An 18,439-nucleotide genomic window follows, 5' to 3' on the forward strand; every position below is an offset into this window, starting at 1 on the left:
AAGTTAAAAACACGAATTGCATGCGTAAAATTTGTACTTTTTTGATTCTTTTATTTTGTGGTTCCGTATCGATTGCTCAGGTAAATGGTCAAACTCAAGATACCACAAAAACAGGTTTTTCCATAGGGAAAGTCCAAATAAAAAATCCTCAAAGTGTGCTGTCGGCCTATACGTACGACCCGGTTACCGATAGATATATTTATACCAATTCAGTTGATGGTTTTTCCATTAATTACCCTATCATATTAACACCAAAAGAATATGAAAGTTTGGTATTGAAAGAGTCTATGAGAGATTATTTCAAGCAAAAAAGTGACGCTATCGATGGTAAAAAAGAAGGTAGTGAAGCTGCCAAAAAAGACTTATTGCCGAAATATTATGTGAATTCAAATCTTTTTGAATCGATTTTTGGTAGTAATACAATCGATGTTAAGCCTACCGGTTCCGTAGAAATGGACTTAGGTATGCGCTTCACAAAACAGGATAACCCGTCCTTTTCTCCAAGAAACAGATCTAATCTATCTTTTGATTTTAACCAAAGGATAAGCATGAGTTTAATGGGGAAAGTAGGTACAAGATTAAATGTAAATGCTAATTATGATACGCAGTCCACTTTTGCGTTTCAAAATTTAATTAAATTAGAATACACTCCATCTGAAGATGATATTATTCAAAAAATCGAAGTAGGTAATGTGAGTATGCCTTTAAATAGTTCGTTAATTAGAGGGGCACAAAGTTTATTTGGGGTGAAAACCCAATTGCAATTTGGAAAAACAACAGTTACCGGTGTGTTTTCTGAACAAAAATCACAGACAAAAAGTGTGGTAGCCCAAGGTGGCGGTACTATAGAGGATTTTGATATTTATGCCTTGGATTATGACAATGATAGGCATTTTTTCTTATCCCAGTACTTTAGAAATAAATACGATACAGCCTTAAAAAATTACCCGTTTATTGACAGTAGAGTTCAAATATCAAGGCTAGAAATATGGGTTACCAATAAACAAACCCGAGTAAACACTACTTCTAATAATCTAAGAAATATTATTGCTCTTCAAGATTTAGGGGAAGGACAGTTATCAGGCATTCCTGATAATGAAGTTGTAGTTTTAGATCCTTCAACAGGGATATTTAATAATCCTTTTGACACTCCTTCTGACAACTCAAATAATGATTATGATCCTGCGCAAATTTTAGCAGGAACAGGTTTGTTGAACAGTAATATCCGCGAAATCGTAACTTCTAGATCAGGATTTAATGTTACGGTAAGCGAAGGGCAGGATTACTCAAAATTAGAAAACGCAAGAAAACTGAATGCAAATGAATATACTTACAATGCTCAATTGGGTTATATCTCCTTACAACAGAAACTTGCTAATGACGAGGTTTTAGCGGTAGCCTATCAATATACTATTGGGGATAAAGTATACCAGGTTGGAGAGTTTGGGAGTGATGGTGTAGACGCTACAGTTGTAACGGGTAATACTCCTTCAAATCAGGCTATTATAACGCAAAGTTTGATCTTGAAAATGCTAAAAAGTAATTTAACCAATGTTAAAAATCCGGTTTGGAATTTGATGATGAAAAATGTTTATCAGATTCCGGGAGCTTATCAGGTGAAACAAGAAGATTTCAGGTTCAATATTCTTTACACAGATCCATCTCCATTGAATTACATTACGGAAGCGAAAGATGCAGCTGGAAATCCAGTGCCATTTCCTTTTAGTCCTACTGCTGACAATCGAGTTGCAGAAACGCCGCTATTGAAAGTATTCAATTTAGATAAATTGAATTACAACAATGACCCGCAAACTGGTGGTGATGGTTTTTTTGACTTTATACAAGGTATTACGATTGATTCTCAAAATGGAAGATTGATATTCACAACAAAAGAGCCATTTGGAGAATTATTGTTTTCTAAATTATCCACTACGGGTTCAGCAGAAAATTATGATGATGCCAGCACTTATAATGCAAATCAAAGTAAGTATGTTTTTAGAAGCATGTATCGCAATACACAATCAGGAGCGTTGCAGGACAGTGATAAAAATAAATTCCTTTTAAGAGGGAAGTACAAATCCTCAGGAGGCGATGGAATACCTATTGGAGCATTCAACGTTCCTCAAGGGTCTGTCGTCGTTACTGCGGGCGGAAGAGTTTTAGTGGAAGGGATTGATTACAGTGTGAATTACCAATTAGGGAGAGTTCAAATTTTGGACGCCTCGCTTCAAGCGTCAAATACGCCAATTAATGTTTCCTTAGAAAATAATTCTATTTTTGGTCAGCAGACCAGAAGGTTCATGGGGGTGAATGTGGAGCATAAAATTTCAGATAATTTTTTGGTAGGTGGTACTTTCTTAAAAATGTCTGAAAAACCGTTTACTCAAAAATCAAGTTTTGGTCAGGAATCGGTGAATAACACTATTTTTGGATTCAATACTAATTTCTCTAGTGAGGTTCCTTTTTTAACTAGATTAGTCAATAAGTTGCCAAACGTTGATACTGATGTTCCGTCAAATCTATCTGTAAGGGCAGAAATAGCATTTTTAAAACCCGATTCGCCAAAAGCAGATCAGTTTGAAGGGGAGTCTACAATTTATGTAGATGATTTTGAAGGGTCTCAAACTACTATCGACATGCGTTCGGCATATTCATGGAGTTTAGCATCCACTCCAGATAGAAATACTCGAAGTGCCTATGATTTTAATGCAAATTCCAATGATTTGAGTTATGGTTTTAAAAGATCTAAATTGGCTTGGTATTCAATTGATCCCGTGTTTTATACGCAAAAACCATCTGGAATTTCAAATGACGACTTGTCATTTAATACTACGAGGAGAATATACAGTGAAGAACTTTATCCTTTAACAGACATTGCACAAGGACAATCACAAGTGATAAATACCTTGGATTTAAGTTACTATCCGTCTGAAAGAGGGCCTTACAATAATAACGCAAATTTTGCTGCAGATCCCGCCTCTAATTTTGGAGGAATGATGCGATCTTTAAATTCTACTAATTTTGAGCAAGGAAATGTAGAGTATATCCAATTTTGGGTAATGGATCCTTATATTGGAAAAGGGGCGATTCCTCAAAACAATTCAGGTAAATTATATTTCAATTTAGGTGAAATATCTGAAGACGTTTTAAAAGACGGAAGAAAACAGTATGAGAACGGACTTGGACCAGATCAAATATTAGTGAATCCAAGACCGATTTGGGGTGATGTTCCTGCTTCGCAATCTTTAATCTACGCATTCGATACTAACGCAAATAATCGATCTAGTCAGGATGTAGGTTTGGATGGATTGGCTAACGCCGATGAAGGTGCTGTGTATAACAATTTTGCTTCTGAACCGGATCCGGCGGCAGATGATTATACTTATTACTTGAATACTTCTGGCGGTGTACTGAACCGATATAAATATTACAATGGAGTCGAAGGAAATTCTGCAGTAGATATTAACGATGCAAATAGAGGGTCGTCTACGGTTCCTGATGTTGAGGATATCAACAGAGATAATACGATGAATACTATAAATGCTTATTATGAATACAGCATTGATATGAAGCCAAATCCTGTTGTTGGTCAAAACTATATAACGGATATTAGAGATACGCAGGTAACGTTACCTAATGGAGAAGTAACTGATTCAAGATGGATTCAGTTTAAAATACCGGTTACGCAACCACAAAACACAATAGGAAACATTTCAGATTTCAGATCTATTCGTTTTATGAGGATGTTTATGACTGGCTTTAATCAAGAAATAACAGTTCGTTTTGGAGCATTAGATTTAGTAAGAGGGGAATGGAGAAGGTATACAAATACACTTGATTTCAACGATACAAATGTAGATGATGACAATACAGAGTTTGACGTAGCCGCCGTAAATGTTCAGGAAAATAATGAAAGATGTCCTATTAATTACATAACGCCGCCGGGAGTACAGCGAGAACAATTGTATAATAATAATACGCTAATCAATCAAAATGAACAATCACTATCGCTAAAAGTCGCAGGTGATGGACTGGAAATTGAAGATTCTAGAGCAGTTTTCAAGAATGTAAGTATTGACATGCGTCAGTTCAAAAAATTGAAAATGTTTTTACATGCTGAATCGTTGCCAAATGAAACAGCTCTTAGAGATGATCAAATGATAGGGTTTATCCGTTTTGGAAATGATTTTACACAAAATTTTTATCAAATTGAAATTCCTTTGAAAGTGACTGTGCCTTCGTCATCAGGGACAATAAATTGTTCTCCATTGAGCGCTGAGCAAGTATGGCCGGAAGAAAACGAAATCGATTTGTCGTTAGAATTATTGACTCAATTGAAAATAATGGCGATGAGTGTTGATTTAAGTACCTTGCCTTTAGACGGGATTTATTATTCGGATGATGATGCTAGTCGAACTGGAGGTGACGGTGATAGTAAATTGAGATTAGGGATCAAAGGAAATCCTAATTTTGGATTAGTTAGAACTTTGATGGTAGGTGTAAAAAGTAATGAAACACATCAAGATATTAAAGGGGAAGTTTGGTTCAATGAGCTTCGTTTAGCAGACATGGATAATCAGGGAGGAATGGCAGCCGTATTAAATGTAGATTCTAATCTTGCTGATTTTGCCACAATTTCTGCTACAGGAAAGAAAAGTACTATTGGCTTTGGGGCACTGGAACAAGGACCAAATGAAAGAAGTCGTGAAGATATTCAACAATATAACATTGTGACAAATCTTAATTTAGGGAAATTACTACCTCAAAAATGGGGCGTGAACTTACCATTTAATTATTCTATTGGTGAAGAAGTGATTACTCCAGAATACGATCCTTTTAACCAGGATATAAAGCTAAAACAGTTATTAGATAATACTACAGATTCTGCTGAAAGAGACAATATTTCAAGTAGAGCGATAGATTATACAAAACGAATGAGTATTAACTTTATTGGAGTTAGAAAACAAAGAAGTGCTGAACAAAAACAACATGTCTATGATGTGGAAAATTTCACTTTTTCTCAATCGTATAATAAAGTGGAGCGACATGATTATGAGATTGAAGATTACATAGACCAGCAAGCTAACTCAGCAGTTGATTATGCTTACAGTTTTCAATCAAAACCAGTTGAGCCATTTAAAAATACAGAGTTCTTGAAAAAGAGCAACTATTGGAAATTGCTAAGTGATTTTAATTTTAATTATTTACCTTCTAATATCTCCTTTAATACCAATATTAATCGTCAATACAACCGTCAGCAATTTAGACAGGTAGATGTTGAGGGAATAGGTCTCGATCCTTTGTATAGAAGAAATTTTGGATTCAACTACCGATATGGATTTAATTTTAATCTAACGAATTCCTTAAAATTAGGCTACACGGCTTCATCGAGTAATATTGTAAAAAACTATTTGAATGAGAACAATGAGCCTATTGATAGTTTTACGATTTGGGATAGTTACTGGGATATTGGAGATCCAAACCAACACATGCAACAGTTAGTTTTAAATTATGAGATTCCAATCAATAAAATTCCATTATTCAGCTTTGTTAAAGCTAATTATTCTTATACGGGTGACTATAGTTGGCAAAAATCATCAAATGCATTTTCTGAGTTACAGGATGCTGGTATTCCAAATTTAGGGAATACTGTTCAAAACGCACGTTCCAATAATTTGAACACTAGTTTCAATATGGAGATGCTTTATAAGTATTTGGGATTGACGAAAAATTCGGATAAGTCAACAAATAAGCGGAATGCTCCAACTCCAAAACCAGGAGAGAAAGTAGTTAATACAAATGTAAAACCACAAGCCCAAAACAATGAATTTATTAATGGTTTAATGGGAGTTTTGACAAGTGTAAAAAATATTCAGATTAATTATACTGAGAATAGTGGTACCGTTTTACCAGGATATACGCCAAGTGTTGGGTTTTTAGGATCTTCAAGGCCGTCTCTAGGTTTTACCTTTGGAAGTCAAGACGACGTGCGATTTGAAGCTGCAAAAAACGGTTGGCTTACAAGTTACCAAGAGTTTAATCAAAACTTTACTCAGGTAACTAATAAAATGTTTAAGGCAACGGCAAATGTAGATTTGTTCCCAGATTTAAAAATTGATTTAGCAGCGGATAGGTCTTATTCGAATAATTTTTCGGAACAATATAATGTGTTAGACGGTGAGTATTATTCGCTTTCGCCTTACACATACGGACTTTTTTCTATATCTACGGTGCTGATAAAAACATCATTTTCAACAAGCGATGAGAATTCTTCAGCAGCATTTGATGATTTTAGAGATAACAGACTTATAGTTGCAAACCGATTGGCTTCGGGTCGAGGTATAGATATTGCAAACCCGGATAATTTAGATTCTGATGGATATCCATTAGGGTATGGTAAAAACAATCAAGCAGTATTGTTGCCAGCTTTTATGGCAGCCTATTCAGGAAGCGATGCGTCAGGGGTTTCTTTGGGGATTTTTAGAAGTATACCTATTCCTAACTGGGCTGTAAAATATAATGGATTGATGCGTTATGATTTATTCAAAAGGAATTTTAAACGTTTTTCTTTACAGCACAATTATAGGGCGTCCTATACTATTAATCAGTATCGTTCTAATTTTGATTATGATAAAACACCAGACGGAGTAGATGCGAGCGGTAACTTTTTTAACAAAACGATAATGTCTAATGTGAATTTAGTGGAGCAGTTCAGTCCGTTAATTCGAATGGATTTCGAACTAAAAAGTTCATTGAAAATACTTACTGAAATTAAGAAAGATAGAGCGTTATCTATGAGTTTTGACAATAATTTATTGACAGAAGTGAAAGGGATAGAATATGTTGTTGGTTTAGGTTATCGATTTAAGGATGTGATTTTTTCTTCTAGACTGGCAGATAATCCATCAGGGATAATAAAAGGAGATATCAATATGAAAGCAGACTTCTCTTATCGCAATAATCAAACGATAGTGAGGTATTTAGATTATGATAACAATCAATTAGCAGGAGGACAAAACATTTGGTCTTTAAAATTAACAGCCGATTATACTTTTAGTAAAAACCTGACGGCTATTTTTTATTATGACCATTCTTTTTCAAAAGCAGTAATATCTACTTCGTTCCCTCTTACGAACATTCGGTCCGGATTTACGCTTCGATATAATTTTGGGAATTAAATTTATCAAAATCTAAACTATATTTGAATAGAAGATTGTTACATTTGCGGAACAATAATTCAATTATCAATTATCAACACGTATTTATTATGAATATACCAGCAGAATTAAAGTATACTAAAGATCACGAATGGGTTAGTTTAGAAGGTGATGTTGCAACTGTAGGAATCACACATTTCGCTCAAAAAGAGTTAGGAGATATCGTTTATGTTGAAGTGGAAACTCTAGACCAGACTTTAGAAAAAGACGAGGTTTTTGGTACTGTAGAGGCTGTTAAAACAGTATCTGATTTATTCTTACCGTTAGCGGGAGAAATTATTGAATTCAATGATACTTTAGAAAGCACTCCGGAAGCTGTAAATGCAGATCCTTATGGAGCTGGATGGATGATAAAAATTAAAGTTTCAAATGTTGCGGATTACGATTCTTTGCTTTCAAATGAAGCTTACAAAGAACTAATAGGTGCTTAAAAGAATAGTATTTTGGTTTGCTTTATTATGGACAGGCGTTGTTCTTTTTCTTTGTCTAGTTCAATCAGACAAGCTCCCTACGGTAAATATTGAAAATCTGGATAAGGTAGTTCACGCTTTCTTTCATTTTGTATTCACATCGCTTTGGATTTTGTTTTTTAAAACACAAATAAAAAACTCTAATAGTTATAAGCCTTATGTTATTTCATTTTTGTTCTCTGTCCTTTTTGGAGTTACAATTGAAATTTTACAAGGGCAATATACTACAACGAGAAAAGAGGATGCGTTAGATGTTCTTGCAAATATGGCAGGAGCAGCATTAGCAGTCTTTTTACTAGTTATATATTTTAAAAATAGGCGGTTAAGTAAAATCTGACTCTAATAGTATAATCCCACTTCGGTGGGATTTTTTTGTTTTAAAGCCGTAATTCTTTTTGCTTTATAAATTAATTTTCATCAGATTTGGATAGTTTTAGGCAATCATTATTTTGGATGTCCAAAAATTCAGTTAGAGTTGGTAGTGTGCTTTGCTATTAAAAGTAAGTATATCTATCAGACTAATGCCAATTTAATATGTATTTTTGCAATCTTTAAAGCAATTACTTATCGTTAATCCAGTAGAAGAATGAACATCAAAAAATATTTAGATTCGACTTATTTGAAAACTGCAGAACAGGCAGGACTTGATGAAGTGAATTATGTAAAAGTAGTTAAAGGCTTTATTCAAGAAGCTATAGATGAACAATTCAAATTGATCATGATTCGGCCGAATATGGTTTCGCTGGCTAAACAAATGGTTTCTGATGCTGATTCGAATTTACAAATAGGTACTGTTATTGATTTTCCGGAAGGGAGATCCGCTGTTGCTGATAAGTTATTGGAGGCAGAAAACGCAATTCAAGATGGAGCAGATGATCTAGATTTTGTCTGTAATTATGAGGCGTTTAAGAATGACGAAATAGATTTGGTTAAAGAAGAGATTTTGAAAGGAACTCAATTGGGTTTAGAAAATAGTAAAGTGGTAAAATGGATTATCGAAGTCGCTGCTTTGAATGATAAACAAATTATTCAATTGACAGCTTTGATAAAGATTGTTGTAATGTCTAATTTTAAGGAAGATGATTTTGCTTCTGTATTTGTAAAATCTTCAACTGGATTTTATAAAACTGAAAATAATCTACCCAATGGAGCTACTATTGCGTCGATTATTTTAATGTTAGAAAATGCGACTCCACTTCCTGTTAAAGCGGCAGGAGGGGTTAGGACGTATGAGGATGCAGTCGAAATGATCAAATTAGGAGTGAAGCGAATAGGGACGTCTGGAGCAAAAGCAATTGCAAACGGCGAGAATACAAACATTGGATACTAATTTTACAATCAAAATCAATATGAAAAAAAGTTTGCTAACTTTATTTTTATCATTTCTTTCATTTTTTACCTATTCGCAAGATCGAGATTTATTAGAGTCAAATTTTTCGCCTGAGCGTTTTCCTGTTTTTTCAAGTTGTGAAAATTTAGAGCGTAAAGAGTTGGAAAGTTGTTTTTATAATGAAGTTCAAGATTTTGTTTTTCAAAACTTTGTTGTTCCTGAACACTTGGTGAAAAATAATTTTGAAGGAACTGTAAAAGTTCTTTTTGAGGTAAATGCAACAGGTATTTTTAAGGTCATTTATGTAAACGCGATTGATGAGGAATTAATAAAGGAAGCAAAGAGAGTTTTTGCAAAATTCCCTGCAATTACTCCTTCAACATACAATGGTAAGTCCGTTTATTCAAAATATAATATTACTATTTCAATTCCTTTGAAAAGTAATGAAACAAGAAATTCTGAAGCGTTGGCTCGTGCCGGAGTAATTCAAAGTAGTAAAAAGCAGTTAACTGAATTAGATAGTATTGTTTACAAGAAATACAATAATCCGGAGTATGATAGTCATTTAAACATTTCTTTCTCACATAGTTATTATGCACAATTTGACGGCGCTTTAAACCGTGTAGGGAGTAATAATCATACAGCTTCAAAACCTTTTACTTATGCTGAGGTATCAAAGTATTATGATATTAAAGCGGTAAATGAAAAGCTTAAGAAAAATGTTTCTAGTTGGTGGGCTAAAAAGTTGTGGAATGAAAATGCAGTTGAAATTCAAGGAGACGGCTATTGGTTATCATTAAATCCAATATTAGATTTACAAGTGGGTAAAGCTTCTAATAGCGACGTTTCTTATACGTACGTCAATACCCGAGCAATCAATTTTAGAGGAGGTCTTGGTGATAAACTTAATTTTTCGACAACTGTGTTTGAAAGCCAAGGACGTTTTGCTGATTATTTCAATAGGTACGCTGAATCGATAAAACCAGCAGGGGGTAATCCGGCAATTATTCCAGGGATAGGAATTGCCAAGGATTTTAAAACTGATTCTTATGATTTTCCTTTGGCGGAAGCTAACTTAACCTTTTCGGCAAATAAATATATTGATTTGCAATTGGGGTACGGAAGGAATTTTATCGGAGATGGATACCGCTCGTTGATGGAAGGTGATGGAGCAAGTCCGTATCCTTATTTTAAAATTAATACTAATTTCTGGAAGATAAAATATACTAATACGTACATGTGGCTAAAAGACGTTCGTCCTGATGTTACTCTAGAAAGAACCTATGCGACTAAGTTCATGGCAAATCATTATTTGAGTTGGAATATTTCGAATAGATTAAATCTTGGTTTCTTCGAATCTGTTATTTGGACTAATACAAATGATAGAGGGTTTGATGCGAGCTTTGTTAATCCGATTATATTTTACAGATCAGTTGAGTTTACGTCTTCGTCCAGAACGGGGAATGCGCTTTTAGGATTGACATATAAGTATAAGTGGAGCGATAAGATTAATGTCTACGGTCAATTTTTATTAGATGAATTTTCTCTGGGAGATATTAGAAGTGGTGATAATAGTTGGAAAAATAAATACGGGTATCAATTGGGAGTTAAATACTATGATGCATTTCAGGTCGATAATTTACTATTGCAGCTTGAATACAATCACGTTCGTCCTTATATGTATTCTCATAGCGATCCTATTACAAATTATGGACACAATAATCAAAGTATGGGACATCAATGGGGTGGGAATTTTAAAGAATTTATAGCCATTGCGCGCTATCATAAAGACAGGTACTTTGCTGATGCAAAAATTACTGTGGGTACCCGCGGCTTGGATTTTGATACTAATGATGATGGTTTTAATTATGGGGCGAATATCTATAAAGATTATGATGAAAAACGACCATTTGATAGCGGAGTAAAAGTAGGGCAGGGAAATAAAACGTCTCTTTTTATCGCCGATATTCAGGGAGGGTATTTAGTAAACCCAACTACTAATCTAAAAATTTTTGGTAGTTATATTTATAGAAGCTTTAACCCTACACAGAATACAGCGACTACATTCAGCGAGAGTACGAATTGGTTTACATTTGGATTGCGTGTTGACGTTTTTAATTGGTATTTTGATTATTAGAAAAAGGTTGTTCTAAGCGTGTTAACTCAAAAAAAAGATCTTTTGTTTGGGAATTAATTAGCAGTGTCTTTTGATGTTAAGATTACTTTAAAAAAAATCTAAATTCTTCATTCTAATTTCTATCTGTAAGTTGTACCTTTGCAGCAGTTTTAAAAAACCTAATGAATACCGCCTTGAATAGTACGTCAAATACATTTTCTCTTAAAAGAGTTTTTCTGGATTTTAAAGAAATCACGAAAGCGGGATTGGCTATAAGTGTTTTGTTTTCCTCAATTGCAGGATATTTTTTGGGTTTTGATAGTGAACACCCTTTTCAGTGGTCTGTATTGCTAATGCTAGCAGTTGGAGGCTATTGTATGGTGGGAGCTTCAAATGCTTTTAATCAGGTGATTGAGAAGGATTTAGACGCTTTGATGGACAGAACTAAAAACCGTCCGGTTCCTTCGGGAAGAATGTCGTCTTTCTCCGCTTTAGTTGTAGCGAGCTTGCTTACCATAATTGGAATTTCATTATTATATATGATCAATCCTAAAACAGCAATGTTTGGTGCGATTTCTATATTTCTATATACAAGTATTTACACTCCTTTAAAAACGATGACGTCATTGTCTGTTTTTGTTGGTGCTTTTCCTGGGGCTATTCCATTTATGTTAGGATGGGTTGCGGCTACAGGTGATTTCGGCATCGAAGCGGGGACTTTATTCTTGATTCAGTTTTTTTGGCAATTCCCTCATTTTTGGGCAATTGGTTGGTTTTTGTATCAAGACTATGAAAAAGCAGGATTTTTTATGTTGCCAACAGGGAAGAAAGATAAGGGTACTGCTTTGCAGGTTATTCTATATACGATATGGCTTGTTATAGCCTCATTGTTGCCTTCGTTAGGGTATACTGGTAAGTTGTTTATATCTCCCGTGGCAGCAGCAGCCGTTTTTCTATTGGGAGTATGGATGTTGTCTTATGCAGTAAAACTTTATAAGTTAAGAACCGCAAAAGCAGCTAAAACGTTAATGCTGGTTAGTGTTGCGTATATTACTTTATTGCAATTAGTGTATATAATTGATAAATTTTTGAGATAATTATGGAAGTTACAATGACGAGAGACGAGTATAAATCGAGAACGGCGAGATCATACAAATTGATTTTGTTGTTTGCTATGGTCAGCATGACCATGATGTTTGCAGGGCTTACTAGTGCGTTTGTAGTAAGTAAGTCAAGAGTGGATTGGTTGAAAGATTTTGAATTACCAACGGCCTTTTATTTCAGTACTATTGTCATAATAGGATGTAGTATTACATTTCATTTGGCTAAAAAATCGATTCAAAAAGACAATAAAAGTGCGACTACTACATTTCTTTTTGCTACTTTAGCGTTAGGAATATTGTTTGTGGTTTTGCAGTTTGTAGGCTTCGATCAGATAGTGCGACAAGGGTATTATTTTACGGGAAGCGAGAGTTCGATTACGACTACATTTCTTTATGTTGTTACCGTTGTGCATTTAATTCATCTTGCAGGTGGGTTGATTTCGCTGCTAATTATAATTTATAATCATTTTAAACAAAAATACAATTCGAGTCAAACTCTTGGAATAGAACTAGGTGCAATGTACTGGCACTTTCTTGATTTCTTGTGGATTTATTTATTTGTATTTTTATATTTCTTTAAATAAGAAAAAAACGTAAATTTGGGAACTTTTTAACGAATAACTTTTATGGGATCGACAGTTACTACTGGGAATAAGGAAGAAAAAACTTGGGGAGGCGGCAATGAGCCAATGGGAGCAAGTTATGGTAAATTAATGATGTGGTTTTTTATCGTGTCAGATGCCTTAACGTTCTCGGCGTTTTTAGCAGCTTATGGTTTTTCTAGATTTAAATTTATTGAGACGTGGCCATTGGCCGATGAAGTGTTTACTCACTTTCCATTTATGCACGGTGTATCTGCGCCTATGTATTATGTCGCATTAATGACTTTTATTTTGATTTTTTCATCTGTAACAATGGTTTTGGCTGTTGACGCAGGTCATCAAATGAAAAAAGACAAGGTTGTTCTTTATATGTTCTTAACCATCATAGGTGGTGGAATCTTTGTGGGATCGCAAGCTTGGGAATGGAATAACTTTATCAAAGGAGAATATGGTGCTATTGAAACAAAAGGAGGTAGTTTGCTTCAGTTTGTTGACAAAGAGGGGCATCGTGTTGCGCTTGCTGATTTTGCTGCAACCTTGCCAGTAGAAAGAGAACAATTGACAAGAAATAAAGGAAAGTGGTTCATGAGTGAGCCTGCTTTGCCGACTTACTCTATTGCAGAAGTACAAGCAGGATTTAAAGCGCATCCAGATCTTCTAATTAGAACTGAGGTTATTTATGAAGCAACTCCAGAAACTAAAGTTGATACGAAGATCAATCATGATTTAAGTAAATTTAAACATAAGACGGTTTTAACAAGAGAAGAATCTGAGTTAAGATTAGTTCAAGCTGCTCATGTTGTTGAAGGTGCAAACTTGGTTAGAAATGAATATGGTAGTAAGTTATTTGCTGATTTCTTTTTCTTTATAACAGGATTTCACGGATTCCACGTTTTATCAGGTGTGATTATCAATATCATTATATTTTTTAATGTACTTCTTGGAACTTACGAGAAAAGAGGTAGTTATGAAATGGTCGAAAAAGTTGGTTTATACTGGCACTTTGTCGATTTAGTTTGGGTATTTGTATTTACAGTTTTCTATCTAGTTTAATTTTCAAAAATTATTATTATGTCACACGAACACGAATATGTTTCAAATACCAGTAGAATCTGGAAAGTTTTCGGAATATTGTCTATGGTTACTATCATTGAAGTAATTTTGGGTATATTTAAACCAGATGCGTTGCACTTAAGTTACTTCTTAGGGTTGAGTTTGTTAAACTGGATTTTTTATGCTCTTACACTATACAAAGCTTACTATATCGTTTATGCGTTCATGCACATGGAAGGTGAAAAAAGCTCTTTAAGAAATGCAGTTGTGCTACCGGTAGTATTTTTAATTTTATATTTACTTTTCATTCTTTTGACAGAAGGTAATTATATATATGGGGTTTTTAAAGATTCGACCATTAAATGGAATTTTTAACAATATATTAATTCAAAAAAAAGGGTATCCGTCGCGGCGGATGCCCTTTTTTATTTTATTTTTGTACCCTAAATGACACCTTCATTATAATGAAAAAAAATATCGTTCTTTTTGTTCTTTTTATATTGCCTATAGTGGCTTACCTTTTTTTTGCATCCGGGGTAAATGGTTTTACTAAATTGCCTATAATTACACCTACGGTTAGGGATTTCGGAGATTGGCAGTCTTTGGACGGAAAAAAAGTTTCGTTAGACAATAAAATTACTATTTTAGGTTTTGGCGGTTCTAATCTCTTAGAGAACCGTGGTAATCTTTTCAATCTGAATGAAAAAATATACCAACGTTACCATACTTTTAAAGATCTGCAATTTGTAATGCTATGCCCTTTGGGTACAGAAGACGATGTCAGGACTATTATGGATGCTTTAGACGAGTTTACAGATGTGTCTCAATGGCATTTTTTGTTTGCCACTCCACAAGAGATTAATACCTATTATGATCAATTGAAATTAGTGGGGAAATTAGATAGCCGTTCTGGAACGCCAGATGTTTATATTCTTGACAAAGCGAGAAATCTTAGAGGAAGAAAGAAGGTTAAAGAGTATAAAGAAGGTTATAATACTTTTCACCCTTCTGAATTGAGTAATGAAATGTTAGATGACTTTAAAGTGATTCTTTATGAATATCGTGCAGCACTTAAGAAAAATCACAACGCTACAAAGCAACTTTAAATTAAGTTATATGTTCAAAAATAAATCTTATATCGGAATTTCATTTATTATTCTTGTTTTTGGAATATATGCGATTCCTAAAATAATATCCCGAATTCAGAATAATGAAATTGTAAAGGGAGATCGTTTAGACAAAGTTGAAGCTACAGATGTAGTTGATGGTAAATTAATCAAAATAGGTCCTGCTCCAAAATTTGAATTAGTGAATCAAGATAACGTGAAGATTACAAATGAAACTTATAAGGGGAAAGTATACGTCTTAGAGTTTTTCTTTACCACATGTCCTTCTATTTGCCCAAAGATGAATCAAAGTATGTTGTTGATTGAGAAGAAATTTTTTGGTAACCCTAACTTCGGAATTGTGTCTATTACGATAGATCCTAAACATGACACTCCTGAAGTCTTGAAAGAGCACGCTAAGTTATTAGGGGTTAAATCATCAAACTGGAACTTTTTGACCGGTGAGAGGGGTTATATATTTGATTTAGCTAATAAAGGTTTTAATCTTTATGCAGGCGAAAATAGTAAGGTAGACGGAGGCTTTGAGCATTCTGGTTTATTTGCTTTAATTGATAAAAATGGAAATATCCGTTGTAGAAAGGATGATTTTGGAAATCCTATCTTATATTATGATGGACTGGATAAAAAAGGTGTTAGAGATATTCAACAGGATATTAGTATTTTATTAGAAGAATAAATAAGATGAAAGAACAAAAATTAGAGCAGAAATATAATAAATGGATTATAGCAGTATCCATCATAATACCGGTTGCAGTTGCGTTTCTTTTTGGAGTGAAACTAAAAGATTTTGGTTACAATGTGGAACCTCTTTCTTTTTTACCTCGTATTTATGCCACTACAAATGGTATTACGGCTATTTTATTAATTGCTGCTGTTGTTGCAATTAAGAACGGTAATAGAAAGCTCCACGAATCATTGATGACAAGCGCTATCGCTTTGTCTGTGGCTTTTCTTGTAATGTATGTTGCTTATCATATGACTTCTGATTCTACCAAATTTGGTGGAGAAGGCATTATTAAGTATGTTTATTATTTTATACTAGTGACACACATCATATTGTCAATTATAATTATTCCTTTAGTTTTGATTACGTATGTTAGAGCTTGGGCTCAAGTGTTTGACAAGCATAAAAAAATAGCTCGCATTACTTTTCCTATCTGGCTGTATGTTGCTGTTACTGGTGTTGTCGTTTATTTAATGATTTCGCCTTACTATGTCAGATAGAATAGTAGGAAATAAAAAACAGGAAAAAAGGGTTATGAAAAAGAGAATTACAATACTATTTTTTATCGTTTCTTTCTTTTTTTCTCTAAATGTTGGCGCGCAATGTGCGATGTGTAGGGCAGCGTTAGGAGGTAAAGAGAATAATGTTCAGGCACAGGCGGTTAATGACGGTATCGTCTACCTAATGGCAATTCCATACGTTCTAGTAGCGGGAATTGGTTATGCCGTATATCGCATGAGAAAAAATAAAAATACGGACTAAGGCAAATCGCTGCTATTTTAGTCCGTCAATGGAAATGTTAATTTCACCATGCACTTTGATGAAAGCAATTATCGCATTGTTTGTCAATTGCACTTTTTGGAATTGTATGTCTTCCATCTTTCCGTTTATAAAAACACCTGGTAAAGGGGAATAGTTTTTCAGATAAGACATCATAGTCTTTTTACCGTCATTTAAATTAGTTTGGATTGAGTAGCGACAATTCTCTTTTATTTTTCGAAGAACTAATCCTTGTGCAAGCCAATTAGCAGTTCGCATTAGTTTGTTTTTTGTGTCTAGAACATAATCTAGTTCATCAAAATATACTTCTTTAGACTTGTCGTCATATTGAGGAAAGCCAGATAAATATATTTTTCCGTTTAAAGATCCTGTTAACTCTAAAGCAATAACCATTTTGCCGTTTTTGTGCCATATCTCGACTTCCTGTACTTTTACTTTTTTACCTCCAGACTCAAACTCTTGTCCTGCGAAATTTTTCTTCATTATTTTAGAAGCATCATTGTATGTGGAGACGGCAACAATATTAGCAGAAACTTGATTTGGAATTTTTGTTACAGGTTTCAGAATGATTTTGTTCGCGTCAAACTTTGATTCGGGTTTTTGCCCTATCAGCGTTTCCATATTGCACTTCATTCCCATTTGCAGTGAAAACTGATCCTTCTTTAGTTTTGAGGCAGTAGTGTAGATTTCTAAAGGAACAATTCTTAACCAGCTTTCATAGTCCTCATTCATTTGAAATGGCATGCATATTTTTTCTAAGGCTGTTAATACATTTGGCTTAAAGTCCATTGATTTTTCTACTGCTTCATCAATTTTCTGTTCTATTTTAGATTTGAATAATTTTATTCCTGGGTTGATTAAATAAGTAACTGGCATGTTTTTTCCAAAAACAGTCATGGTTGGGCTTTCGTTCCAGTCTAAAGAGCTCAGTTCTGTTTTAGTATTTAGTTTCCAATTATTCAAGCGTACTTCACTTGTTAATGTAACTACTCCATTTAGATTAAATTCCTGAGTTTTGTAAAATTCAGTTCCCAGTGTTTTTGTTCCGATTCTGTATTTAACTAAAACTTTTAGAGGCAAGGTGGTTTTGATTCTGTTTCCTGATTTCTCGTTGGTACTTTCGATAGAGATTGGGGCTAGTTTCCATACTTGCATTTCGATATCGTCATCTTCAATATTATTGTCTTCGTAGATTAATCCGTTTAAAAGTGAGTTTGTCTGGTTCTCAATGTCTTTCAGTTTGATTGTAATAGGTAAAGAAATAAATGAGGGTGTGTTGTCGTAAACCAAAGGGCTGGCATCATCTGGTTCTGGTTTCAAAGACGATATTTTCTGAGATGGAGAGCAGCTTGAGAATAAAGCTAAAGATAATGATATAATTAGCAGCAATAAAGGTTTGTTCATTTTGGTTCATTTTAGATTACAAAAATAGGAAAAGAAATATATTTTTGATTTAAACTGTAACGTTTCTGTTTAATTACTGTCTTACCTATGAATGGAAAGAAAGTCATCTATTAACTTTGTATTATTAGAATTTCTTTTGCTAAATAATAAAAATTGTATTTAAATTAAGTGTAAGAATGATTGAAATTAGATAGGTACATAAGTCATGATAAGACGGTAGTTCTGAGCTACATGTGTTAAAAGGCATTAACTTTAACATGCAAGAAGGAGAACATGTCGCTATTATGGGCTCGTTTGGTTCAGGAAAATCAACACTTTTAAATATTCTAGGCAATCAGGTTTTTGAAATGCAAAACATTGAGTTAGGTGTTAGCGATGGAATTTACGTTCAGGTGAAAAGTGGTCTTAAGACTTCTGATAAAATTAAAGTTTAGAATCAAGGCTTGAAAAACGTAGATTCAGAAGAGTAAAGTGACAACAAAAAGATTTTTTGTTTATAGATAAATGTTAAAT

At 34.0% G+C, this 18,439-nt stretch carries 14 protein-coding genes and 1 pseudogene; 14 read left to right on the forward strand and 1 reads right to left on the reverse strand.

Going from position 1 to position 18,439, the window contains the following annotated elements:
- Positions 1-20: 20 nt before the first annotated feature.
- From sprA to QO200_RS01755, 13 genes are all read left to right on the forward strand, one after another.
- Positions 21-7,178, forward strand: coding sequence for a cell surface protein SprA (sprA, locus tag QO200_RS01695; RefSeq protein WP_371535578.1), 7,158 nt, complete (start codon positions 21-23; stop codon positions 7,176-7,178).
- Positions 7,179-7,267: 89 nt separating this feature from the next.
- Positions 7,268-7,648 (forward strand): glycine cleavage system protein GcvH, encoded by a 381-nt coding sequence (gcvH, locus tag QO200_RS01700; protein ID WP_371535581.1) that lies wholly within the window; start codon positions 7,268-7,270, stop codon positions 7,646-7,648.
- Positions 7,641-8,024 (forward strand): VanZ family protein, encoded by a 384-nt coding sequence (locus QO200_RS01705; protein WP_371535584.1) that lies wholly within the window; start codon positions 7,641-7,643, stop codon positions 8,022-8,024. The genes gcvH and QO200_RS01705 overlap by 8 nt, the downstream gene beginning before the upstream one ends.
- Positions 8,025-8,273: 249 nt before the next feature.
- A complete protein-coding gene (deoC, locus tag QO200_RS01710) occupies positions 8,274-9,017 on the forward strand; it encodes a deoxyribose-phosphate aldolase (RefSeq protein ID WP_371535587.1) in 744 nt (247 codons plus the stop codon).
- Between the two features lie 19 nt (positions 9,018-9,036).
- The gene (locus QO200_RS01715; RefSeq protein WP_371535588.1) at positions 9,037-11,154 is read left to right on the forward strand and encodes a gliding motility protein RemB; all 2,118 of its coding nucleotides are present in this window, start codon (positions 9,037-9,039) and stop codon (positions 11,152-11,154) included.
- Between the two features lie 173 nt (positions 11,155-11,327).
- Positions 11,328-12,230, forward strand: a complete 903-nt coding sequence (gene cyoE, locus QO200_RS01720) for a heme o synthase (RefSeq protein ID WP_371535978.1) — start codon at positions 11,328-11,330, stop codon at positions 12,228-12,230.
- Between the two features lie 2 nt (positions 12,231-12,232).
- On the forward strand, positions 12,233-12,820 hold the full coding sequence (locus QO200_RS01725; RefSeq protein WP_371535591.1) for a heme-copper oxidase subunit III: 588 nt from the start codon (positions 12,233-12,235) through the stop codon (positions 12,818-12,820).
- Positions 12,821-12,862: 42 nt separating this feature from the next.
- The gene (locus QO200_RS01730) at positions 12,863-13,891 is read left to right on the forward strand and encodes a cytochrome c oxidase subunit 3 (RefSeq protein ID WP_371535593.1); all 1,029 of its coding nucleotides are present in this window, start codon (positions 12,863-12,865) and stop codon (positions 13,889-13,891) included.
- An 18-nt stretch (positions 13,892-13,909) separates the two neighbouring features.
- Positions 13,910-14,266 carry a cytochrome C oxidase subunit IV family protein gene (locus QO200_RS01735; RefSeq protein WP_371535595.1) on the forward strand — a complete coding sequence of 119 codons (357 nt, stop codon included), beginning with the start codon at positions 13,910-13,912 and terminating at the stop codon, positions 14,264-14,266.
- A gap of 89 nt (positions 14,267-14,355) precedes the next feature.
- On the forward strand, positions 14,356-14,997 hold the full coding sequence (locus QO200_RS01740) for a hypothetical protein (protein ID WP_371535598.1): 642 nt from the start codon (positions 14,356-14,358) through the stop codon (positions 14,995-14,997).
- A 10-nt stretch (positions 14,998-15,007) separates the two neighbouring features.
- On the forward strand, positions 15,008-15,694 hold the full coding sequence (locus tag QO200_RS01745; RefSeq protein WP_371535601.1) for an SCO family protein: 687 nt from the start codon (positions 15,008-15,010) through the stop codon (positions 15,692-15,694).
- Positions 15,695-15,699: 5 nt separating this feature from the next.
- Positions 15,700-16,242 (forward strand): DUF420 domain-containing protein, encoded by a 543-nt coding sequence (locus QO200_RS01750; RefSeq protein ID WP_371535602.1) that lies wholly within the window; start codon positions 15,700-15,702, stop codon positions 16,240-16,242.
- A gap of 34 nt (positions 16,243-16,276) precedes the next feature.
- On the forward strand, positions 16,277-16,504 hold the full coding sequence (locus tag QO200_RS01755) for a hypothetical protein (protein ID WP_371535604.1): 228 nt from the start codon (positions 16,277-16,279) through the stop codon (positions 16,502-16,504).
- Between the two features lie 12 nt (positions 16,505-16,516).
- Here QO200_RS01755 and QO200_RS01760 read toward each other — a convergent pair whose 3' ends face one another.
- Positions 16,517-17,926: a DUF4403 family protein gene (locus QO200_RS01760; RefSeq protein ID WP_371535606.1), complete on the reverse strand. Its 1,410-nt coding sequence runs from the start codon at positions 17,924-17,926 to the stop codon at positions 16,517-16,519.
- A gap of 233 nt (positions 17,927-18,159) precedes the next feature.
- Here QO200_RS01760 and QO200_RS01765 point away from each other — a divergent pair.
- Positions 18,160-18,258: pseudogene (locus QO200_RS01765) on the forward strand (ATP-binding cassette domain-containing protein); the annotation flags it as partial.
- Positions 18,259-18,439: the final 181 nt, after the last annotated feature.

This window comes from Flavobacterium sp. Arc3 (assembly GCF_041431375.1).
Taxonomy (GTDB): Bacteria; Bacteroidota; Bacteroidia; order Flavobacteriales; family Flavobacteriaceae; genus Flavobacterium.